General features: G+C 47.5%; 28 protein-coding genes. 23 read left to right on the top strand and 5 right to left on the bottom strand.

What is annotated here, in order from left to right:
- The first annotated feature begins 31 nt into the window (after positions 1-31).
- From MUCPA_RS27855 to MUCPA_RS27790, 14 genes are all read left to right on the top strand, one after another.
- Complete coding sequence (locus MUCPA_RS27855) at positions 32-364, top strand: DUF4134 domain-containing protein (protein WP_008511026.1); 333 nt, start codon at positions 32-34, stop codon at positions 362-364.
- Positions 361-687, top strand: coding sequence for a DUF4133 domain-containing protein (locus MUCPA_RS27850; protein WP_008511025.1), 327 nt, complete (start codon positions 361-363; stop codon positions 685-687). Before MUCPA_RS27855 ends, MUCPA_RS27850 begins: the two co-directional genes overlap by 4 nt.
- Positions 684-3146, top strand: coding sequence for a TraG family conjugative transposon ATPase (locus MUCPA_RS27845; protein ID WP_008511024.1), 2463 nt, complete (start codon positions 684-686; stop codon positions 3144-3146). The genes MUCPA_RS27850 and MUCPA_RS27845 overlap by 4 nt, the downstream gene beginning before the upstream one ends.
- Positions 3143-3514, top strand: coding sequence for a hypothetical protein (locus MUCPA_RS27840; protein ID WP_008511022.1), 372 nt, complete (start codon positions 3143-3145; stop codon positions 3512-3514). Before MUCPA_RS27845 ends, MUCPA_RS27840 begins: the two co-directional genes overlap by 4 nt.
- Before the next feature lie 21 nt (positions 3515-3535).
- Positions 3536-4270 (top strand): hypothetical protein, encoded by a 735-nt coding sequence (locus MUCPA_RS27835; RefSeq protein WP_008511020.1) that lies wholly within the window; start codon positions 3536-3538, stop codon positions 4268-4270.
- A complete protein-coding gene (locus tag MUCPA_RS27830; protein ID WP_008511019.1) occupies positions 4257-4901 on the top strand; it encodes a hypothetical protein in 645 nt (214 codons plus the stop codon). Before MUCPA_RS27835 ends, MUCPA_RS27830 begins: the two co-directional genes overlap by 14 nt.
- On the top strand, positions 4882-5514 hold the full coding sequence (locus MUCPA_RS27825) for a hypothetical protein (RefSeq protein ID WP_008511018.1): 633 nt from the start codon (positions 4882-4884) through the stop codon (positions 5512-5514). The genes MUCPA_RS27830 and MUCPA_RS27825 overlap by 20 nt, the downstream gene beginning before the upstream one ends.
- Positions 5511-6701, top strand: coding sequence for a conjugative transposon protein TraJ (traJ, locus tag MUCPA_RS27820; RefSeq protein ID WP_008511017.1), 1191 nt, complete (start codon positions 5511-5513; stop codon positions 6699-6701). Before MUCPA_RS27825 ends, traJ begins: the two co-directional genes overlap by 4 nt.
- 11 nt (positions 6702-6712) lie before the next feature.
- The gene (traK, locus tag MUCPA_RS27815; RefSeq protein ID WP_008511015.1) at positions 6713-7336 is read left to right on the top strand and encodes a conjugative transposon protein TraK; all 624 of its coding nucleotides are present in this window, start codon (positions 6713-6715) and stop codon (positions 7334-7336) included.
- Complete coding sequence (locus tag MUCPA_RS27810) at positions 7333-7554, top strand: hypothetical protein (RefSeq protein ID WP_008511013.1); 222 nt, start codon at positions 7333-7335, stop codon at positions 7552-7554. Before traK ends, MUCPA_RS27810 begins: the two co-directional genes overlap by 4 nt.
- Before the next feature lie 18 nt (positions 7555-7572).
- A complete protein-coding gene (locus tag MUCPA_RS27805; RefSeq protein WP_008511012.1) occupies positions 7573-8622 on the top strand; it encodes a conjugative transposon protein TraM in 1050 nt (349 codons plus the stop codon).
- Positions 8623-8634: 12 nt separating this feature from the next.
- Positions 8635-10491: a hypothetical protein gene (locus tag MUCPA_RS36470; RefSeq protein WP_008511010.1), complete on the top strand. Its 1857-nt coding sequence runs from the start codon at positions 8635-8637 to the stop codon at positions 10489-10491.
- Between the two features lie 62 nt (positions 10492-10553).
- On the top strand, positions 10554-10736 hold the full coding sequence (locus MUCPA_RS27795) for a hypothetical protein (protein ID WP_008511008.1): 183 nt from the start codon (positions 10554-10556) through the stop codon (positions 10734-10736).
- Positions 10737-10925: 189 nt separating this feature from the next.
- A complete protein-coding gene (locus tag MUCPA_RS27790; protein WP_157543996.1) occupies positions 10926-12395 on the top strand; it encodes a tetratricopeptide repeat protein in 1470 nt (489 codons plus the stop codon).
- 10 nt (positions 12396-12405) lie between these two features.
- Here the strand turns inward: MUCPA_RS27790 and MUCPA_RS27785 are convergent, their stop codons facing one another.
- On the bottom strand, positions 12406-13140 hold the full coding sequence (locus tag MUCPA_RS27785; protein ID WP_008511005.1) for a Cthe_2314 family HEPN domain-containing protein: 735 nt from the start codon (positions 13138-13140) through the stop codon (positions 12406-12408).
- Positions 13141-13246: 106 nt separating this feature from the next.
- Between MUCPA_RS27785 and MUCPA_RS27780 the strand changes: the two genes are divergently transcribed.
- Positions 13247-13690, top strand: coding sequence for a hypothetical protein (locus tag MUCPA_RS27780; protein ID WP_008511003.1), 444 nt, complete (start codon positions 13247-13249; stop codon positions 13688-13690).
- On the opposite strand, the gene MUCPA_RS36465 is transcribed toward MUCPA_RS27780, so the two are convergent.
- Positions 13681-14121 carry a hypothetical protein gene (locus MUCPA_RS36465; protein ID WP_008511002.1) on the bottom strand — a complete coding sequence of 147 codons (441 nt, stop codon included), beginning with the start codon at positions 14119-14121 and terminating at the stop codon, positions 13681-13683. The two genes, MUCPA_RS27780 and MUCPA_RS36465, sit on opposite strands and share 10 nt — an antisense overlap.
- Before the next feature lie 113 nt (positions 14122-14234).
- On the opposite strand from MUCPA_RS36465, the gene MUCPA_RS36460 reads away from it, so the two are divergent.
- The 8 genes from MUCPA_RS36460 (at position 14235) to MUCPA_RS27745 (ending at position 18753) form a co-directional block, all read left to right on the top strand.
- Positions 14235-14813 carry a UPF0758 domain-containing protein gene (locus MUCPA_RS36460; RefSeq protein ID WP_008511000.1) on the top strand — a complete coding sequence of 193 codons (579 nt, stop codon included), beginning with the start codon at positions 14235-14237 and terminating at the stop codon, positions 14811-14813.
- A 603-nt stretch (positions 14814-15416) separates the two neighbouring features.
- Positions 15417-15977 carry a hypothetical protein gene (locus tag MUCPA_RS27765; RefSeq protein WP_008510999.1) on the top strand — a complete coding sequence of 187 codons (561 nt, stop codon included), beginning with the start codon at positions 15417-15419 and terminating at the stop codon, positions 15975-15977.
- A 76-nt stretch (positions 15978-16053) separates the two neighbouring features.
- Complete coding sequence (locus tag MUCPA_RS39345; RefSeq protein WP_008510997.1) at positions 16054-16182, top strand: hypothetical protein; 129 nt, start codon at positions 16054-16056, stop codon at positions 16180-16182.
- 19 nt (positions 16183-16201) lie between these two features.
- Positions 16202-17236, top strand: coding sequence for a DUF932 domain-containing protein (locus MUCPA_RS27760; RefSeq protein WP_008510994.1), 1035 nt, complete (start codon positions 16202-16204; stop codon positions 17234-17236).
- Between the two features lie 39 nt (positions 17237-17275).
- On the top strand, positions 17276-17527 hold the full coding sequence (locus MUCPA_RS27755) for a hypothetical protein (RefSeq protein ID WP_008510993.1): 252 nt from the start codon (positions 17276-17278) through the stop codon (positions 17525-17527).
- A 9-nt stretch (positions 17528-17536) separates the two neighbouring features.
- Positions 17537-17815 (top strand): hypothetical protein, encoded by a 279-nt coding sequence (locus MUCPA_RS27750; RefSeq protein WP_008510992.1) that lies wholly within the window; start codon positions 17537-17539, stop codon positions 17813-17815.
- A gap of 11 nt (positions 17816-17826) precedes the next feature.
- On the top strand, positions 17827-17976 hold the full coding sequence (locus MUCPA_RS37935; RefSeq protein ID WP_008510991.1) for a hypothetical protein: 150 nt from the start codon (positions 17827-17829) through the stop codon (positions 17974-17976).
- A 276-nt stretch (positions 17977-18252) separates the two neighbouring features.
- On the top strand, positions 18253-18753 hold the full coding sequence (locus MUCPA_RS27745) for a hypothetical protein (RefSeq protein WP_040626545.1): 501 nt from the start codon (positions 18253-18255) through the stop codon (positions 18751-18753).
- 72 nt (positions 18754-18825) lie between these two features.
- On the opposite strand, the gene MUCPA_RS27740 is transcribed toward MUCPA_RS27745, so the two are convergent.
- The 3 genes from MUCPA_RS27740 to MUCPA_RS27730 form a co-directional block, all read right to left on the bottom strand.
- Positions 18826-20223: a TolC family protein gene (locus MUCPA_RS27740; protein WP_008510988.1), complete on the bottom strand. Its 1398-nt coding sequence runs from the start codon at positions 20221-20223 to the stop codon at positions 18826-18828.
- 196 nt (positions 20224-20419) lie between these two features.
- Positions 20420-21181, bottom strand: coding sequence for a LytR/AlgR family response regulator transcription factor (locus MUCPA_RS27735; RefSeq protein WP_008510986.1), 762 nt, complete (start codon positions 21179-21181; stop codon positions 20420-20422).
- Positions 21178-22200, bottom strand: coding sequence for a sensor histidine kinase (locus MUCPA_RS27730; RefSeq protein ID WP_008510985.1), 1023 nt, complete (start codon positions 22198-22200; stop codon positions 21178-21180). Before MUCPA_RS27730 ends, MUCPA_RS27735 begins: the two co-directional genes overlap by 4 nt.
- Positions 22201-22356 lie beyond the last annotated feature (156 nt).

Below are 22356 nucleotides of genomic sequence, written 5' to 3'. Positions count from 1 at the left end.
TAATCATTTTAAAAATCAGTGTATCATACTTATGAAAAATCATATTCCCTATTCCCCTAAACAACAGGCGCTGCTAAAAACCTTAATGTTTACTGCGGCGATGATCGCCGTCCAGTCGGCTTTCAGCCAGGATGGCGCGGCGGGTATCAACCAGGCGACCTCGCAGGTCAAGAGTTATTTCGATGCGGGCTGTAATTTGATGTATGCCATCGGTGCAGTGGTCGGTATCATTGGCGCGGTGAAGGTGTTCTCGAAATGGAATGCTGGGGAACCGGATACCAATAAAGTTGCGACGGCCTGGTTCGGATCCTGCGTGTTCCTGGTGATCGTGGCGACGGTGCTTAAATCCTTCTTTGGGCTATGAGCAGCGTCTATCAAATTAACAAAGGCATCAACAAAGCCATCGAGTTCCGCGGGCTGAAGGCGCAGTATATCGGCTATTTGGCCGGAGGGTTGGTGGGTTTGTTGCTGCTCTTCGCGGTGCTGTATATCTGCGGAACGAGCGTACTGGTTTGCTTGCCGCTGATCCTGGGCCTAGGTACGCTGCTGTTCACCACGGTGTTCCGGCTTAGTAAGAAGTACGGCCAGCATGGGCTGATGAAGCTGCGGGCCAAACGGCAGGTGCCGGTGTCGCTTCAATTCCGCAGCAGACGTTCATTTATTCAATTATTAAAACAAAAGGCATGAATTTCGAGCGTATCAAACCGTTATTTAAAGTAGAGCATGGAGCGATCATTTCGGCTTGGGGCGATATCACGCTGGCTTATGAACTGGAGCTACCGGAGATCTTTACGCTATCGGGCAGCGAGTACGAGGCCTTCCATCATGCCTGGTGCCGGGCGATCCGTTTGTTGCCGGAAGGCAGTATCGTGCACAAGCAGGATTGGTTCGTCCGTTCGCGGTATAAACGGGATGGGAACAGTGCCCGCAGCTTTTTATCAGCGGCATCCGAATGGTTCTTTAACGGGCGTGCGTACCTCGCGCACCGCTGCCTCATCTATATTACCCGGCAAGCGGCTGACCGCAAGCCGGCCAGCAGCGCTTATTCAGGACTATTGCGCAAAAGCATCGTACCCAAGCAAACCGTCAATCCCACCTTTTTTAATGACTTTATGGAAAAGGCCGGGCAGTTCGCGCGGATTCTGTCGGACAGTAGTTTTGTGGGGATACGCCAGCTTTCGGATAAAGAACTGACAGGGAGGGCCAGGGTTCCGGGTATGGTCGAGCAGTATTGTTTCTTGCTGGGTGCGGATGAGCGGCCACTATTGAAAGATGTGCATTTCAAGGATGAATTGAAGGTTGGCGACGAGTTTGTCAAGCTGTTCACTTTAGCGGATGCGGAAGATCTGCCGGGCTGGTGCGGTAGCCGGATCGATTATGATAAATATTCGACGGACAAGACCAAGTTCAGCATCGGCTTTGCTTCGCCTTTGGGTTTATTGCTGGACTGTAACCATTTGTATAACCAGTATATTTTTATCGGGGATCCGCTGAAAACACAGAAGCTGCTGGAACAAAAAAGGCTGCGCCTGCAATCGCTGTCGGCTTATTCGCGGGAGAATGCTATCGCGCGGGATGCGACCTCGGACTTTTTGAACGAGGCCATTGGTGAGCAACGCTTGCCGGTCAAGGCGCATTTCAATGTGCTGGCCTGGACCGACGATGCAAAGCAGGTGCAGGAGCTGAAGAATTTGGCGGGTTCGGCCATGGCGCAAATGGATGCCGTGGCACGGCTGGAAAGCGACGGCGCGCCGCAGATCTGGTGGGCCGGGATACCGGGGAATAGCGCGGACTTCCCAATGAATGATACGTTTGATACCTTTTTGGAGCAGGCGACCTGTTTTTTTAATCTGGAAAGCAATTATAGGTCTTCGAAAAGTGGGTTTGGTTTGCGGTTGGGCGACCGCTTATCGGGCAGGCCTGTATTGGTGGATATCTCGGATGAGCCGATGAAGAAAGGGCTGATCACCAACCGCAACAAGATGATCCTGGGGCCATCCGGTTCGGGTAAATCGTTCTTCACGAACCACATGGTGCAGAGTTATTTCGAGCAGGGTGCGCATATTGTTTTGGTGGATGTAGGGCATAGTTATAAGGGGCTTTGCGACCTGGTCGATGGGTATTATTTCACCTATGAGGAAAGTAACCCGATCCGGTTCAATCCATTTTATGTGGCTAAAGGTGATAAGCTGGATATCGAAAAGAAAGAAAGCTTGAAGACGCTGCTTTTGGCGCTTTGGAAAAAGGAGGATGAGAGTTTCGGGCGGTCGGAATATGTGGCGATTAGCAATGCGGTGAAGTTGTATTATGAGCATCTGGAAGCTCATCCTGATTTGTTTCCCTGCTTTAATACTTTTTATGATTTCCTGGGTAAAGAGTTTGCGGTGGTACTGAAAGAGAGTTCGGTCAAAGAAAAGGATTTCGACCTGGGGAATTTGTTGTATGTGCTCAATCCTTACTACCAGGGCGGTGAATTTGACTACCTTTTGAATTCTACCGAAAACCTTGATCTGTTAGGCGAGCGCTTTATCGTATTCGAGCTGGATAATATCAAGGACCACGCCATTTTATTCCCGGTGGTCACGATCATTATCATGGAGGTTTTCATTTCCAAGATGCGTAAGCTGCCGAAGGATGTCCGCAAGGTGATCTTAATTGAAGAGGCCTGGAAGGCCATTGCCAAAGACGGTATGGCGGAATACATCAAGTACCTGTTCAAGACCGTTCGCAAGTTCTTCGGCGAGGCCATCGTGGTGACGCAGGAGGTGGAGGATATTTTGAGCAGTCCGGTCATTAAGCAGGCCATCGTCAATAACAGCGACTGCAAGATCCTGCTGGATCAAAGCAAGTACCAGAACAAGTTCGACCAGGTCCAGGAATTGCTGGGCCTGACGGATAAGGACCGGGCGCTGATCCTTTCGATGAATAAGGCGAATGACCCGCAGCGCATCTATAAGGAGGTTACTTTCTCGTTGGGGCCTTCCACGAAAGTTTACCGGGTGGAAGTATCGCCGGAACAGTATTATGCTTTTACGACGGAAGCATCGGAAAAAGCTAAAGTTCACCAATATGCCAAACGCTTCGGCAGTATCGAGGCGGGTATCCGAAACCTGATCGAAGATCAAAGCAAAACCAAATTCTTATGAAAAACTACCTCATCATTATAGTGGTCGTCATCGGATTTTATAGCTGCCAGACACCCGCGGCGAAGACCAAAAGTTTTATACCGGGTACCTATGTCAGCAGTGCTTCGGGGGAATTCAGTTCCGCGCAGGATACGCTGGTCATTAACCGGCTCGATCAATCCCATTATCAATTGCTCAGGCGAACAGGCTACCAGGCTATCCGCAAGGGTAAAAAGTTGCCGAAGCGCCACCAGTCCAGAGAACTAGAAACGGTCTGGGACCCGCTCAAACAGGACCTGACGGAAGAAAAAAGCGGGCTGGTCTTTCGCTTCGACGCGGAAAAAGGCCGGCTCTATGTCGGTAAGGCCAGTTACCGCAAGATCAATTAACAGAATTCAAAACCATCATTTATGAAATCAATTTTCAGTGCCCTGAAAGGGTGCTTAGGAGGTGCTATGGAACAAATAAAAAAATACATGGTCGTGCTGCCGTTGTCTACAGTGACCGTTTTTGTGACGTTGCCGCAGGGTGCCAACGCGCAGTTCGTCGTTGGCGAGGTCTTACAGCAGACCGTCGGCCGGGTGATCCGGGCCATTGACCTGGAAGTACAGCGCATGCAGAACCAAACGATTTGGTTGCAGAATGCGCAGAAGGCTTTAGAGAACCAGCTGCATAAAGCAAAACTGGCCGAGATTTCCGGCTGGTCGGAAAAGCAGCAGGAACTGTACGGCAATTATTATAACGAATTATGGCAGGTCAAAGCCGTTATCAGCGATTTCGAACGCATCAAGAACATCACGGAAAAGCAGGCCGCGCTGGTTAGCCAGTACCACCGGGCCTGGGGTTTGCTGCAATCGGATAAGCACTTTACGCCGGATGAACTGGGTTATATGGAAAAGGTTTATTCGGGTATCCTGCAGCAAAGCGTGACCAACTTGGACGAGGTGCTGGTGGTCATCAGTGGTATGAAAACGCAGATGGATGACGCCAAGCGGATGGAACTGGTGGCGAAGGCTTCGGAGCGCATCGACCAGAACTGCGCCGACCTCAAAAAGTTCAATAACCAGAACATGGTGCTGAGCATCCAGCGGGCAAAAAGCCTGGACGAGGTGGAAACTTTAAAGCGGTACTATGGCATCGATTAGGAAAATAGTCTTCTTGTCCTTGCTGCTTTCGGCTTTGAGCTTTCAGCTTTCGTATGGTCAGACGTTTGCGGAATGGTTCTCCCAAAAAAAGACGCAGATCAAATACCTGACCCAGCAGATTGCGGCTTTGGAACAATACGGCGCCTATGTGAAACAGGGTTACCAGATCTCACAAAATGGGTTGGGCGGTATTGGCAGCTGGGTGAAAGGTGAGTTTGACCTGCATAACAGCTATTACCGTTCATTGCGGACGGTCAACCCTTATATCCGGAATAACCCGAAGGCGGATAGTATCGTTCGGATGGCACAGCTCATTCCGGGGCAATTTGACCAGGTGGCCCGTTTGTCCTTGCCTGCTGATACCCGCAATTATGTTAATTCAGTTAAGGCTTCGGTGCTGGCGGATGTGGATCACGATGTAGCGGAGCTACAAACGGTGCTGAGCGAACATGTGGCCATGACGGATGATGAGCGGCTGAAAAGATTGGATGCCATCGAAGTTAGGGTGCGGGACAAGCTGGTATTTACGCGCTCGTTTTGCAGCCAGGTCAGGGTCATGTTCAATCAACAGCAACGGGAATTACAGGACATACAAACGCAACAAAGTATTTATGAAAACATTAAAAATTAGCGTCCTGCTTTGCTTTTTGCTTTGCGCTTTCAGTTTTGCGCCGGCCAAAGCCCAGGATCAGGACCTGCAGCAATTATTGCTGGATATTGAAAAGCTGACGCAGTTCAAAGCGATCCTCTCGGATATGCAGCAGGGTTATTCCATGCTGACCGGCGGGTACGAGACCGTAAAGAACCTGGCCAAGGGCAATTTCAATCTGCATTCGGTTTTCCTGGATGGCCTTTTACAGGTCAACCCCGAAGTGGCGAAATACGCAAGGGTGGCGGATATTTTGGCCAATGAAGCCAGTATCGTTTCGGAGTATAAAAAGGCTTATGGGGCTTTTCGTTCGAGCGGCCGGTTTTCGGTAGAAGAACTGGACTATTTAGGCCGGGTCTACGGACAGCTGACCAGCGAGGCGCTGAACGATGTGAATGAACTGGCGGATATCCTGACGGCCTCGAAGTTGCGGATGAGCGATGACGAACGGTTATCGGCCATTGACCGGATCTATGCTTCGGGCAACAATAAGCTGGTGTTCCTGCGCTCTTTTAACCGGCAGGCCAATGTGCTGCTGGCCCAGCGGCAAAAGGAAAGTAACGATGTCACTAACCTTAAATCCCTTTACCCATGAAAAAATTAGTTTATCTACTGCCATTGCTGCTTTGGAGTGGGATGGCTTCCGCCCAGGATATTACCAGCAGTTTAAAAGGCATGCAGCCAGTGCTGGATGGCGTCTATAACCAGATGCTGCCCCTTTGTTCGGGGCTGATCGATACTGCGCGGGGTATTGCCGGGTTCGGGGCGCTGTGGTATATCGCTGCCCGGGTCTGGAAACAGATCGCTAATGCCGAGCCGCTGGATTTTTACCCTTTGTTACGGCCTTTCGTTTTGGGCATGGCCATCCTGTTATTCCCGTTGGTGATCGCGCTGATCAATGGTATCCTTTCGCCTGTGGTGACAGCCACCGGGAACATGGTCAAGAACTCGGATAACAGCATTGCTTTGCTGCTCAAGCAAAAGGAGGATGCGATCAAGCATAGTTCGGCTTATGAAATGTATGTCGGCGATGATGGAAACGGTGACCGTGAAAAATGGTATGGCTATACGCATCCCGATGATCCGAACGATAATAACGAGGGTACTTTTTCCTCTTTAGGCAATGATATCAAGTTCTGGATGGATAAGCAGGCCTATGCTTTCAAGAACAATATCAAGGCCTGGATGTCGGAAGTGCTGCAGGTCTTGTATGCGGCCGCGATACTCTGTATCAATACGATCCGCACCTTTTTTATGATCGTGCTGGCCATTTTGGGGCCGCTGGTATTCGGCATATCCGTCTTTGACGGGTTCCAGAATTCGCTGGTGCAATGGCTAACGCGCTATATCAATATCTTTTTATGGCTGCCGATCGCTAACATCTTCGGGGCGATCATCGGGCAGGTGCAGCAGCAAATGATCAAGCTGGACATCTCGCAGATCCAAAGCGCGGGCGATACCTTCTTTAGCCCGAATGATACGGCTTATTTGGTGTTTTTAGTCATTGGCATCGTGGGTTATTTCTCCGTACCGACGGTAGCCAATTATGTGGTGCATGCCCATGGCGGCAATGGCCTGATGATGCGGATGAGCACCATTGCTGCGGGTGGTATCTCCACGGTGACCAATACCGCAGTACAGGGCGGCGCGGCTGCCGGGGAGCGCATGGGACGCGGTGTGGGTAATATGCTCAATGCACCGCGCAACTTTTGGGAAGGTTATTTAGGGGCCGGCGATAAAGGGAATTATCAGAAAGACAAATTATCGGGCAAGGACAATTAAAAGCTATCATCATGTTTACACACTTCAAAAATATCGAAACATCTTTTCGTCATATCCGGCGATTCAGCTATGTGCTGGTTATCCTTTGCGCGCTGATCAGTTGCTTTGCGGTCTATTCGAGTTTGCGTTATGCGGCAGATTTCCGGTCACATATTTATATCCTGGCCAATGGCAAAGCACTGGAGGCCGTTACCTCCGACCGGAAATCGAATATCCCGGTCGAGGCGCGGGACCATATCAAAGTATTCCACGAGGCCTTTTTTAACCTCGACCCGGATGATAAGCAGATCCGGGCAACGGTGACCAAAGCCCTTTATTTAGCGGATGAAAGCGCGAAAAAGGCATTTGACGACCTGCAGGAAAAGGGGTATTACAATAGCCTGGTGTCCGGTAATGTCAGCCAACAGCTGACGGTGGATAGCATCAGTTTGAATACCGTGACCTATCCCTATGCTTTTACCTGCTACGCAACCGAAAAACTGATCCGTTCGACGACGGTTACGGTCCGAAGCCTGGTCACCAAAGGCGATTTGCGCAATGTCAGCCGCAGCGATAATAACCCGCACGGGTTCCTGATCGAGCATTGGGAAACCATGGAAAACAAAGACCTGTCCACCCAAAACCGCCAGCCATGAACCTGTTCAGACGCAAACCAAAAGTGCTTAGCCCGCGGACCGCCGAAGCAGCCGAACGCTGGGTAAATATCCTGCTTTTACGGCAAAGACAGGTGGCTGACTGGCTCGGGCGTAAAACCGCCTATTGGGACAAAGCCTCCAAGATCATCGCCCTGTGCTTATTCTGCCTGGTATTTGGCGGGATCAGTTTATGGCTCCTCTTAAAAACCATTTTATAACCCCTTAATCCTTTATTTATGCAAACAACATTAGAAAAACTCAAGGAGCACCGTAAAATGTTGCTCATCCTACCACCGCTGATCTTAGTGATGGCGCTGGCCGCTTTTTGGGGCTACCGGCAAATGAACCCGCCGAAAACGGTGGTGGATAGTAAAGGGCTGAATGCCAGCCTGCCTTCGCCTGACCTGAAAAGGCCACAGCCCAAGGACAAAATGGATGCCTATGACCAGCAAAAGCGGGATTCGGCACGGCAACATTCTGGCTCATTAGCTAATCTGGGCTGGGACACAGTGGTGCAAAATTCTGGCCCTTTACATGGCAAAGCACAGGCAGATGCCAATGAGCTGGCCATTAACCAGCGCTTATCCCAGATCAGGACGCAGCTGGCTAAACCGCAGGTTAGTTCAGCACCGGTGGCCGTTAACCCGGATAATGAGCAGTTGGCCAGGCTGGAAAAGTTGCTGAAGGAAAAACAGAACAGTTCCGCGCCGGACCCGCAAATGGCGCAATTGAATACCATGCTGGATAAGATCGCGCAGATACAAAACCCGGCTTTGGCGGTGAAACCTGCGGTTAAATTACCAGCAGAAAAGGATACGGCTTTTAAGGCGATACCCGCCCTGATCGACGGTACACAAAAGGTCGCTCCGGGCGGTGTGGTCAGGTTGAAGCTAAAAGACACGCTGCGTATTGCAGGTCTGCTATTGCCTAAAGGCCAGCAATTGTTCGGGGCCTGTTCGGTGATGAACCAGCGTTTGCTGCTGGAGATCAAAAATATCCGCCTGGGCAACGCGATCATCCCTGTCAGCCTGACGGTCTTCGGGCTGGACGGCCTGCCGGGGATTAATGCGCCGGAAGCGGAACTCGGCGAAGCGGCGGGCAGCGGCACGGCGAACGCGCTGGATAATATGCAGTTCTTAAGCATGGATCAAAGTTTAGGGACGCAGGCGGCGACGGCGGGGATATCGGCGGCCAAAGGCTTGTTGGGCAAGAAGGTCCGCAAGATCCGGGTGAAGCTGCATAATGGGGAAACCGTCTTGCTGCGGGACAATAATGTGAAGCATTAGCGAAACGCAACCATGTACCTGGAAACCCAACATGCACAAGAAGTTGCAAACTCGATCACCCATGCGCTGGAAGCGGGTGAAAAATACGTAGTGTTCAGCCAGCGGCCTTCAGAAGTGAGTTTGCACCCGATGCACCTGGAATTCTTTAAAGATAAGGGTGATGCGCTGGATAGCGCGGATGACCGGGAATTAATGGGCGGCGGGCTTGGTTTTGATGACTACCCGATCTATTGTGTAGCGGCTGGTGAATTACTGGAAAAGGTGTTGGCCGCTAATCCTGAAGTAAACTTAAATAACCGAACGATGAATTTAGGCAATCCTACCGAAGCCATGGAGACGCTGCTGGAAAAAGGTTATCATGAAACGATCGCCCTAAGGGTCGGTGCCGGCCTGGCTGACTTTAACGATTCACCGATCTGGCCGGATAAATATCCGCTCGGCCCGGACAAGCTTTATATCGAATGGGACTTTAGCCTGCGGGAGGGCGACCGGGTGCACCACGCGCCGCTGACCATCCACCTTTTACAGGTCCCGATCAAACATGAACTACTGCAAGGGATCGACACCCGCGAACTGGATCAACGTATGGCGGCCATTGACTGGGATCATCCGAACCTCAGCCGCGATGCGCTGAGCGCGATGGCCGATATCAATAAACTTTCTTTTAGTAATGACGGGCGCAGTGAGGACGCGGCCGATAGGCTGGCCGTCAAACACTGGTCCTGGGCAGCACCCAACGAAGGCAATCTCTATTTAGAGGAAAAGAAGCAGGAATTCCTGGTAAGTAAAACCTACCATGACCTGCCCCAAATAGCCAGGGCTCACCGCGAGCTGACCGAACTGATGAACAACAAACAAATTGATCACTTAAACGAAAAACGTATGAATCTGAACAATCTGGAAGACTTGAGGGGAGAACTCAAAACATTGAAATTCAGCCCCGAAGTGGCTGATCAGTTGGAAGCTAAAATGCGACCGCTGCCGAACTATTTTGTGCTCAAAGACCAGCTGCCGGGCGACCAGGGGCCGGTCAACTTTACCCTGCACTTTAAAAAATCCAACCAAAGCGATTTTTATAATATGGGTAAAGTTGACGTGACCGCGGGTAAGGCGCCGGTACTGCCGCCCGACCAAAGCTATATGGTGAGCACGCAAGACCCGGAGAAGGCCGATAAAACGCTGACCAAGCACTTTGATAATGCGACCGACGCCATCGAGTTCTTTAAAAAACAGAAGGGCACGTCCGAACTGGGTGTAGGTGTTGATGCGGACAGTAAGCAATTGCTGGCCAGTAAAGAGAATGGCAAGGACATCTACCTGAACAGGGAATTCGCGCCGGTATTCAACACACCGCCGGTTTCGCAGACCTTTTACCCGGAAAAGGGCTACGGCTTTACGGCAGAGCAATGCGCTAACCTGGTACAGGGCCGCACCGTGTTCCGAGGGGATATGTTGACCCGCCAGGGCGAACCCTACGCCGCCTGGATCAAACTGGATTTCGATCAGGCTAAAGACGATTACGGCAACCGGAAGCTGAATAATTACCATGTGCCGCAATATGGTTTTGATATCGACAAAACCCTGGATCGTTACCAGATCAAGGAACTGGCCGACCCGGCGCAGAAGGCGGAGCTGATCAAATCATTCGAGGCGGGTAACCGTACCGACGTGACCACGCTGAAAGAAGGTAAAGAAGTGGCCATGAAAGTGGATCTTTCCGCCCGTTACAGCAGCCTGGATTTCTTTGATGACAAGGGCCGCCGCGAAAAACGGGAACAGTTCGAAAAACCGACGCACCTGGAACTCGGTCCGAAAAAAGGCCTGGCCCAGAAAGAAGATCAGCAGCAAAGCAAAGGCCGCAAACGTTAAGGGCGGCCTGTTTGTGCTGTTGAATTATTAATTTATTTTTAACCCTTTAAATAAAAACAATCATGAAGAAGTTCGAAGAATTAAAGACCCTGCTGGCCGAAGCAGAAAAAGACGCCGAAAGCTTTTACAACAAAGCTAACAAAGCAGCCGGCACCCGTTTAAGGAATGCGATGCAACAACTGAAAGTGGCCGCCGGTGATATCCGCAAGGAAGTCACCGATATCAAGAACGCGGCAACGAAATAATTATAAGCATGTTTTTGAAGGAGCCCTGCCGGAATTCGGCGGGGCTTTGTTATTTTTACGTGTCAGGAAGCAAAATCAACCTTTAAAGCCATTACGATGTCTGATCTCCGATGGATGCATATATTCGGTCCTATTTACACCATTAACCAGGAAAAAGGTTACCGCACTACTCGGTCTTTTGACTATGATATGTCGCTCGATTTTGGTGAATGGGAAAGGATCGTCCAGATCGGCACCAGGTGTGTGTCGGTTGATCCGAAGGACATTGAATCTTATTTTTTCAGGTCATTGGCCTTTTACCAGCTTGGCCAGAAAGCAAGCGCGGTCAATGACGCGAATACCGTCCTTCATTTAATGAAATGGAAAGACGTGTATTTGGTTCAGGGTGAATTCTACGAAAAATTTAAAAAAGACACCGTGGCTTTGATCTGTTATGAAATCGGCTACGCTGTCTTTAAGTCAGTAGATTACTTGGTAAAAATCGCCCGTCTCAAAAATCAGTCCGGCGACTATGCCGGCGCGCTGAAGTCCTGCGAACTCTTATTAGGATCTGACCCGCAGGCTTTCCGGGGTTATGTTAACCGAAGTAAAGCTTTATGGGGTTTGGCCAGACATAAAGAGGCGATCGCCGATCTATTTACCTGTATCAGGATGAACCCCTACTACGCGGATTCATACGCCAATCTCGCAGCTTATTCTTTTTCCAAAAATGAGCTTCGGGAAGAAGCGATCTGCCTGCTGAGAATGGCGCTAAAACAGGAGCCTAACAATTCCGGTTTTTGTTTTGCTTTGGGCGATCACTATGCCAACTGGAAAAAACTGACACCCCTCAGCCAGAAATTCATTACAGATGTTACTGTCGACGATACTTTAAAAGCATTTGTCGATGACCGTGCATTTGCGGACCGGGACCAAATAGCCCGCGGCTATTACGCCCATTCCTTTGCCAGTTTGTTCCAGACTATTCAAACTGAAATGGATACCATGGGCGATCATATTCAGGTTTCGATGTTCATCGGAAATGCGAATCATCTTTTCGACCTGCTTAAAAACAACAGCATTTACTTTTCTGAAGTTAACTCATTCCCGGATAAGGTCAGCGATTGTCCATTATTGAACCCCGCCAACCAGTCCCATTTGGCGGTCAATATCTCGTATAACAACGTACGGGTCAGGTGCTGTTCATCGCTGAATAAACCGCAAGAAATTGCAAGCAGCGTCGCGATGTGGGACAGATATGCCAATGGGCACCGAGGGCTTTGTTATACGCTGGAAATCCCTAAAACATGGCTTTTGAAAAATAATATTTATGCCGGTAAAATAACCTATTTGGAAGAACCGCCGCCACTGAGGGCCGACACTCCCGAGCAGGTGATCAAGGATGGCTTATTTGTTAAACATCACGGGTATCAGGATGAACGCGAATTCCGCTTGGTTCATTTTGGGAAATTCCCCCACAACGATGGGGTGAAGTTCCACTTTCATAGCGGGAAGGCCGAAGACGATGCGATTAAGATCAAAGCCATCTATTTGGGCAGCCATATGAGCCATGACCATAAACAACTGCTGGCAGATATACTCTTTGATTACCCCGATCGTATCGATACTTTTGGAATGTCCGTTGCTAAAAACGGCCAGCTTGAATTCAGTACCTTTTGACCTTTGACATTTACGGCGTCCTTGATAAATTTCCTGCTACTTTGTCAAAGTCATCTTTGATGTGCATCAGCAGGATCAGAACCGCCTGTTTCAGGATACCCTGGTTCTTTTCAAAAACATAATTATACGCGATCATGTCCTCCAGCTGGTCGTGATAGACCTCGTCGTTGTATGGGTAAAGTTGGTAACTGCTGATCATCGCCAGGGTACTGTCCTCCAGGTCGCCGCGGTGCGCAATCCGGTCACGGAGCGGACGGATCTTTTCGAAACTTTCGTCAAAATAATCAAGGTAATAAAACAGCTTGTTTGTTTGAACAGCAGGATGTTTTCTGACCTTTTTCTCCAGCCCGGGCGATTGGCTATGACCCATCCGGTAAACCACGTTCAGCAATTGCAGCGTGATATCCTTTAATTTGGGCAGGCGGAAGAAGTAATTCTCCAGCATGTACTTCAGGTAGTCGCCGCGGTCGACCCGTGTCATTTTAAAGGACTTAATTTTTGGCTTGGCAAATTCGATCAGCTTAATCGTCATATCAATATCCCAGAAGCTTTGCGATAGGTTAAACAACACGTCATTTACCGCTTTCATATAAAGCGCATATTCGCTGGTCTTTTCATGCTTGTCTAACAGAATCGCCGTGGTGACGCGCTGTACCTCTTGCCCCAAAAGCGTAATAAAAAGGGATTGCGCGTTCCAGTCCAGTTGGCTGATCGCCTGCTCATCGATTTCCTGATCGTCTGTCATTGCTGAAGGTGTTGGCTAACAATATTAACCATTTATGTGGAAAATAAATGAAAAAGGGACACGTTATCTTTTGTAATTTAGTATTAGTCACCCCATCAGGCGTATCATGAAAAACAGCCCGGATCTATTTGAGCACTTGCAAAGCGATATCCGTTTACTAGAAAACACTTTAGCCGTTTTCGCCGATCAGGACCATATCTGGCCGGGTGCCGATATGGATACTGACGCGCTGCATGAATTCGCGGAAGACCTGCACCGGCTCGCCTGGGAATGCCTTGCCATCGCGGGCCGGAGGGATATGCCGCCTTATCTGGCCTACGACACGGAACACCTCTGGACGACCGATTATGGCGTATTGATCCGGCTAACCAGGACATGGGTCCAAAATTGTGATGAAAACCTGATCCGGGAATACCGGGACCTAACCATTGCCGAAGACCAAACGATCACGCTCCTGCAGCAACTCCATTCCGCGATGATCGGCCATGTTTATTTCAGGCACCCCGGCATGGAATCAATTCCCGCACATGAAATGCGGTTTTATAGTTGAACACCCCGGCCGGAACTCGTTAAACCGAGCTTTTGCCGATCTACCCCTAATTCCAACCTGCCGTAAGGCAATTCCTGCCAGGTTTGCTCAAAACAATAATAGCGCAGCCGGCCGTCACTTTCCTGATAACAACCGGTGCAAAAGTTAAAGTTAAAACCAGCCTTGTACAGTTTTTCTTTATCAATTAAAAAGGTTACTGCCTGGTGCTTATTAAATGACCGCAATAGCAAATGGTTGTTTTTCAAAATGGCAATGATCGTCACTTCGGTATAGTCCGCCGTTTCGGCTGCCAGCCGCTGTTTCTCGTGCCGGTTATAAGTATTCCGGCAAAAATCATTACAAAAACGCTGGTCGACACGCCCCAGCAGCTTCTTACCGCATTCCCGGCAAAGCCGCTCGGGTTTATCCCATATTTCTTTTTTTTTGACCATAGCCACAAAAACTATTATCCGATCTGTTTAACGAAAATCGGGTAATTCTGTTTCGTACCGAATAGATAATTAAAGGTTCAGGAGCTTTGTCTGGACATCAAAACCATTGTGCTATGTTCAACAATATCATTGCCAGCGAAAGCTTCACACATTTTAAAACCACCTATTTCTTTGACTATATGCAGGCGCGGAATGAGCGCAAATACATTGCCATCACCTGCAGCAAAAAAATGGATGACGGAAAATACAACCGCAGTTCCGTCCAAATCTTCGAGGATGATTTCGAATTCATGCTCTCCGCCCTCAGTTCGCTGTTCCACCATGCCCAACACGCTTCTGCCTTCCAACCATCTGACAAAGAAGCTAATGGCATTAAAAGTTGGGAGCCGGAATCCCGGCCAAGGGAAAAAATGCTGGAACAAGGGCGGCAGGCGATGAGCGACGCCGAACTGTTAGCCATGCTGATCGGTTCCGGATATCCGGGTGTAACCGCCGTGGACCTGGCCGGTCAGATCCTTTTAAGCCTGGACCATGACCTGAACCGACTGGCGGACCTCAGCACAGAAGAGTTAACCGTATTCCAGGGTATAGGTTTAGCTAAAGCCATGTCGATTCAATCGGCGATGGAACTGGCGGTCCGGGTAGCCGCTGCCAAACCGGTGTTAAGGCGGTTAAAGGCGGTCAACGGTTAAGCATGCGCTACTGCGCAAGCCGTTTCGCACCTGCCGGCACGTCTCCTTCGTCGCGACCGCCAGCCGCTCAACCGCTTTTACTGGTTTAATCGCAGGAAGCCAGCGGCGCGGCGGCGCCGCAAGCTTCCTGTTGGTAAGGTCTTGTTAGATGCGTTTTTAGATCGTTCTTTATTGTTTTTGTCTACGATGGTTTCCTGAGCCACGCCGCTTGCGGGCGGCTTTTTTTATGCGCAATATTTTAAAGCGCATTCTTCGCTGTTTATTAAACAAAGTTCTCAAAAGCCAGCCAGACGGCAAGCCCGAGCCTCCGGTTTTGTAAAAAAAATCTTCCTCCAATTTCAAAGGCTGCCGCTATCGCGGCGGGTGGTTGGGAGCGTATTTTTTTTCCAAAAGGCTTGCCTTACTGGCGGGCTTATTTAGGTGAGTTGCTTAATAAAAAGCGAGCGAGCGCTATGCGAGCTGGCTTTAAAAACAAACGAAATAAAAGCAACAAACCATGAAAACAGCAAACGGCAGAGACCCGCCACAGCGGTAAAATCGGACAGAAGACAAACCTATCGCATGGCAATTAAACAATTTAAAAAACATCAAAAATTTAAGAAAATGGAAACTTTAGTTAAAGATAAAAAGGACGAAAAAGTAAATAACGCCCCAAAAACCAACCCCGTTACCGAGGAAAATAAGAACCCAAAATTTGTATCGGGCAATCCCGTTAACAAAGACAGCAGCAAACCCGCCGAAACGGAGAAGCCAAAAGAAGAACCCAAAGCCGAACCCGCCAAGACTGCGGAACAGCCACAGGCAGAACATGCAAAACCGACACCGGAAGCCGAGCAGGTTAAACCGCAACCCATTCAGCCCGTGCTGAATTTAGAAGGCACTTTAAAATTGGTGGAAGAGTTACACCGCAGGAAGATACAGCGTGATAAATTGATTGAGACCATCAATAATTTAGATGGCTTTGAGTTCGACCTGAAAGAGGAAATGGACGAAACAGGCGGTAATATCTATCAGGGCTGTACTTTGACGATTGAGGACGATAACCGCCAAAAATTCACCACCAAGAACCCGACCATTATCTGGACAGTTTCGCAGATGGTAAACCGCCTTTGTGTGGACAAACTGGCTGAAATTGAAGCGGGAATTATTATCCCTTCCAAATAATTAATGGACAACGCCCCCGATAGTAAAAGTATCGGGGGCGTCTGTTTTATAATTCAAAGAATTAAAAAGTAAAACAATGATAGAGATTTTCATCGAGTTGACCAACCAAATTTTTTGGGAGGGTTATGCGGAACAATTAGCGGCATCTAATCCTACGGCTTTTCAAATGGAACTGGCGGAATTTACGGACTGCTATAATTTATAAACCTATCAAATTTAACATCATGGCACACGATATTCATTTTAACGAACAGACCCAAAAGCATAGTTTCTTTTCGGTCAAAGAAAAGGCATGGCACGGATTGGGGCAGGTTATCAGCGATTACCCCACCAGTGAGGAAGCCATCATCCACGCAGGGCTAAATTTCGGGGTGGTCAAACGCCCGAATATTCACCCCCTGCCCAGCGGTATCAATATCATTTCAGATAACAGCTATTTTACGTACCGTACCGACACGGAAGCCATTTTGGGCGATAAGGTCGGGAGTGATTACGAGGTGGTGCAGAATACCGAAGTATTCCAATTTTTTGACGGCATTGTCGGCGGAAAAAATGGGATTTTATACGAGACCGCCGGGGCGTTAGCGCAGGGGGCGGTCATTTTTGTGACTGCCAAACTGCCCGACTATATTAAAGTGGGGCGGGATGATTGTATCGAAAAATATTTGCTGCTCACTTCTTCGCATGACGGCACCGGGAGCATTACGATTGCTTTTACACCTATCCGTGTAGTTTGCCGCAATACTTTAAACGCCGCTTTGCGTAACCATACCAATTGCATTAAGATACGGCACACCGCCAGCGCAACCGACAAATTGAAAGAAGCGCATAAAATGCTGGGTATCACCAACCAGTTATCGGTGGAACTGGAAGCCATTTATAACCGCTGGACAAGGGTACGCATTACCGACCCTGAATTAAAAAGACTGGTACAGTTAGCCATGTCGCCGAACAAGGAAACCACCGAGAAATTAAGGACAGGCAAGGACGAAGAACTATCCAGCCACTTTAACAATATGGTTTCGTCAGTGATGGAATACGCTTTGGTCAGCCCAACCCAGCAGGAAATCACCACCAAAGGTACTTTGTTCGGGGCGTTCAATGCCGTTACAGGTTACTTTCAAAACGTGCGCAATTTCAGGGACGAAGAAAGCAAATTCAAATCTATCATGTACGGCAACGCCTTGCAGAAAGGGCAATCCGCCTTTAACCTGTGCGAGGGTTTTGCCAAGCATGGCAACGGGATTTTATTCAATTAAGGTTTTACACGGGCGGGTAAAACCGCCCTCAATTTTTGAATGATGAAACACGAAAATATTTTAAAGATACTGGACGTGCATTACAGCGAGTTCAGTAAAGATTTTATAGGGTTTATTGCCAAGCAACAACCGACCTATAAAGACAGGATTTTAGAAGAAGACTTGTTTAACCCCGATAACATCCGAGAAGATAACGAGGAAATTCCCGAACAAATTGAAACGGAATTATTGCAGGTCGATAGCCTAATGAAAACGCATGACTGCGGTTATTTCAGAATTGTTTATACTTAATTATTGGTTATGCAAAAGCCGATAAACCTAAGCGGTGTGCTGGTATTCCCGCACCCGCTTACCCCAGCGCTAAGTTTTGATTTGCGGATAACCAAAGCAGAAGCGGAACGCTTATTGACCCAATACCCGAACAAATTACCTTTTGACATTATGTGCAAGGAGTACGGGGATGACGATGACTGGATAGGTTTGACCTTTGAAGACATCGACCCACTAACACAGCGTTTAGGGGATGAATACGAAACTTTTGAAATATGGTATCCCGAACCGATTGACAACCAAGAATAATTAAAATTATTATGAGCTACTTGATTTTAGAGTTGCATGGCGGCCCCGAATGTGCCGCCATTTGCACCGACCCGGACGGCAATAATTTGGTGTTCGATGATTACGCCGAAGCAGAAAAGGAAGCCGCCGACTGCCAGGACGGGCGGGTTATAGAAATATGAACCATAAAACGGTAGTAGCCTGGTCAGCAATGGCCGGGCTTTTTTTGTCAAAAAATTTTCCTGCTTAGGTGCTATTTAGGTCCGGTGAAGCGTAGTGAATTCATGTTATATTTGGAGAAAGACAAGTATATAATGACAAAAGTTTCCCGATGTTATCAATGTGATGAAACTGCTACTACTGTTGAACATGTGCCAGCCAAATGTTTTTTTCCGAAAGGTCAAAGGGATAATTTAATTACAGTGCCATCCTGTAGGCAGCATAACAATGACACTTCCATGGACGATGAATACGTAAGGGGGATCGTCTCGTCGGCTAATGGAACTAATAAAACCGCAGTCGACCAATGGCGGGGACCGGTACGCCAAAGCTTTATGCACAGTCCCAAGTTGTTCCTTAAAACTTTTGAAACGCGAAAAGACAATGCATTTTTTCATGACCGGGACCGGGTTGATCATTTGATGATCAAAATCGCCTATGGCCTTTATTTTCACGCCTTCAAAAAAAGATGGGCCTCTATTCCAGCACCATTTTATAAACAGTTTTATGACGAGGATGGCATAACCGATTTTGAATCAAGATTGCCAGGTTATAGAGATGCCGGATATCACACAGTACTTGCTGGGGCAAACCCATCTGTATTCAAATATTCCTTTTCAGAAGCTGACTTTAACGGCGAACCTAATGTTTCATTGAAGTTGATTTTTTATGAAGGCTTTGAAGTCCTGATCATGCCTGTGAAAACGTCTGAAGTCCGCCCAGTATTGGTTTTTAAATAACGAAGGTAAATTAATCCGGTAGAGCGTTTTCTACCGGATTGATTATGCCCAAATTTTGGCCTGATAAAGTTTTCAAGCCTGATCTTCAGTCTCAACAGCAAGTGCAATGACGTGGTGAACCAAAAATGCATCAATCAAAGAAAGTGCATAATCACTATCGATAGGCAACATATCTGGTGTCAACAGTATTTTATCGAGGTAAAAGGTGTAAAGTGAGTTTAGATAGTTGTTCTGCGCGTCTTTGACAGAGGTTCTTGCATCAAGCCAGTCTGTAAGGTTAGTCACTCCTTTTTTATATTGTAAGTCAGTCGTCCTGAATACAGACTCCGCCAGCTCAATATTGCGTTTGTCGCTTTCCAGGTTGCTTTGCGCTTTGACCAATTTTGTGATCGCGCTCTGGTATTCCACCGCATATTTACCGGAGTCCAGTTTGAGATTCTCCAGCGCGTTCATGCTTTTATATTTGGCCTGATTATATTGTGCGTTCCGCTTATAAAAATTGAATAAGGGTATGGATAGTTTTAATCCGACGGCAGAGTAAGGGTTCAAATGATTGAATGCCGGACCTATGGTAGTTCCATAGCCATATTCGCCATATTTGGCGTAGCCGGTCAGCGTGGGCAGAGCCCCTGCCTTGATCCGCTTTTGATCGATGTTGAGCAACTGAGAATTAATTTCTGAAAGCTGATAATCCGTCCGATTTTCAGGAGAAAAACGAGTGGCTTCAACGTTGGTAACCGGAGGATTTGCGAGGTTCTCCTGGGCAACGGTATCAACGGGCAGTTCAGTACTGATCGGGAAACCCATATCATATTTAAGCTGGTTCCGCGCAAGAGTCAGGTTGCTTTCGGCAACACGGATCTGTGATACCGCATTATTGTAGTTAACGGTCACCCTATCCAGATCTTTTTGCAGCGATATACCCTTCTGCACCTGTAGTTGTGAAATCTTCATCTGCTTGTAGTAGATTTCCAGGTTACTCCTTAACAGCCTGAGCTGTTCACGGTAAACATAGGTTTGATAGTAATCATTACCTATATTGTAGATGACCGTTTCTTCATTTTTTTTGATATTCAGGTCAGCTTGCTGCCTGCTGTATTTATTGGCTTTGAGCCCGGTAAGCAGTGACTGGTCAAAAATTGTCTGATCAAGTTCGGCGACGCTATTAGTGTTATACCTTTGTGTGAGGGATATTCGAAGGGGATCCGGACCAAATATTCCTGCCGGGATGATGGATTGCTGAACTTTTAAATTATCATCAAAAGAGCTGCTTACATTCAGCGATGGCAGGTAAGCAGCAAGTGCTTCCTTCGCTTTGGCATCGGCGGCCTTTTTTTCGTTTTCATAGACTACACTACTGCGGTTATTTTTCAGCCCATAAGCAATGCAATCCTTCAAATTCCACTGTTGCTGGGCAAACAGTTTAAACGGAAGGATACAAATAAGTATTAATATCAATTTCACTTTCATGCTGCATTAAATTCATTTTACCATTTACGCCTCATCGGAGGCGTGGTAATTGATTTGTTGCAGTAAAACTACCCGGGCAATGCTTTCAATGGGGGCATTTTAAAATGAAGTAGCCAAAAAGAACAATGAAGTGATCACTTCATCAAAAAATCGTTTCTTTTTCAAGAAATGTGTCGAAGCAAATCTTACCTGGAGCTTATTCTTCCATCCATTTAAAAAAAAGCTGGGCCTTGATTCTGCTGATGATGATCTTTTCCGGCGTCTCCGTATGCATAATCACGTAGAGTTTACGGTTAAAATAATGCTCAATATTCTTGATCGAATCGCGGTTGATGATAAACTGCCTGTTTGCCCTGAAGAATTGGCGGGGATTGAACATAGACTCCAATAGCTCAATAGTATAGGGTACGGGATAACTGTTGGCATTTAAATCGTGGAGGTAAACTGAGCCAAAAGCAGCGTAAACGAACTGGATGTCGGTTATACGTAAAGGGATGATCTTTTCCCGGTAATTAACCAGGATGTTCTGTTTGTAACCGGTGGTCATTTCTGCCACTACCCTCCGCAGGTTATTGGTGTATTGATTGTGATTTAACAGATGGGATTTAAACCGCAAATACTTTTCCATGCTTCTATGCAGCATTTCTTCCTCAAGGGGTTTCAACAAATAATCTATACCGTTTGATTCGAACGCCCTGATGGCATATTCATTGAATGCTGTACAAAAAATAACGGGGGCCTCGATAGTGATCTCCTTAAAGATTTCAAAGCTTAATCCATCTCCAAGCTGAATGTCGGAAAAGATCAGCTCTGGCGATAAATTTTCATTTAACCATTTGATTGATGAGGACACCGAAGGAAGGATGGCTTCCACATTAATTTCACTGTCCAACTGGTGCAACATGCCAACTAACTCGGTCGCAGTTTTCTTTTCATCTTCGATTATTACAACTCTCATGGCTTTAATAACGGTAAAGTAACTTCGAAATATCCGGCAGAGTCACTGATCTTCATCGGCCGGTCAATTAATAATTTATACCTGTCGAAAATATTTTTGAGGCCGGTACCCGTCCCTTCCTCAGGCGTTTTCTTAAGCTGCAAATTATTGGTCACGATGAGGGCCGGCGAATGGTCGGTCCTTATAGAGATGTGCAAGGGCTGATCAGGTGAGATGATGTTGTGTTTGATCGCATTTTCCAATAATAACTGCAGGGAGAGCGGCGGGATCAGCAGCGTTAGATCACCGTCAGGTACATCGATAGTAACCTGCAGCGTTTCTTCAAACCGCTGATCCATAATATAGAGATATGATTTGATAAAAACCAACTCATCTTTCAGGGGCGTAAGATAATGTTCATTAAAATTCAGCACGTAACGGTATACAGTTGCCAGCTGAACGATGTAATTCTTGGTGGCCTGGTCGGGAGCAATCGTTTTTAGGGTGCTTAATGAATTGAATAAAAAATGCGGGCTGATCTGCTGCTGTAATGATAGAAGCTGCGCCCGGAGATGAGCCCGTGCGAGAATCTCGTTTTCGAGTTTAGAATTCTGCAAAGCATTGTTGGTATGTATGCTGTAAAAAACAACATAGGAAATAATGCTCGCCAAAAATGCGCCCAGGAAATGTACCAAAAAGTCAGAAAAGGTTTTAAAACCGACTCCATTTTCAAAGAGCGTAGTTCTGGGTAAACAAGCATAAAGAACACCAGTCAGAATAATCGCAGAAATGGTAGCTAAAAGATTACTCAGAAAATGCTTTGCATAATTATTTAGCCAGGGCAATTTGTGCAGTAAGAAAAAGCCGTGGATCAGCCAGCAAATTAATAAGGACAAAGCTATTTGCAGGACATATTCCGGGTATTCCCACCATTTGATTTCCACAGTATTATTGTGGCGAAGCAATGTGCTCAACAGCCCAACCATAGCTAAAATGCCGGTTACTATAAAATACCATTTGAACTGATAAGCTCTGAGCATATATTAATCTAATTAAACCTGCAATTAAATCGTAACGCGTTTTTAACTGGCCAAATCGGCTTGCAAAAGCACTAATCAGCATCATGAATTTTAAACCTGTCAGGGTTCCGATTTCAGAGCAGAATTACTCCCGGTAGTCATCAAAATGTAATAAGC

This window comes from Mucilaginibacter paludis DSM 18603 (assembly GCF_000166195.2).
Classification (GTDB): domain Bacteria; phylum Bacteroidota; class Bacteroidia; order Sphingobacteriales; family Sphingobacteriaceae; genus Mucilaginibacter; species Mucilaginibacter paludis.
Note: the sequence above shows the minus strand (reverse complement) of the source record. Positions and strands in the feature narration are given on the sequence as shown.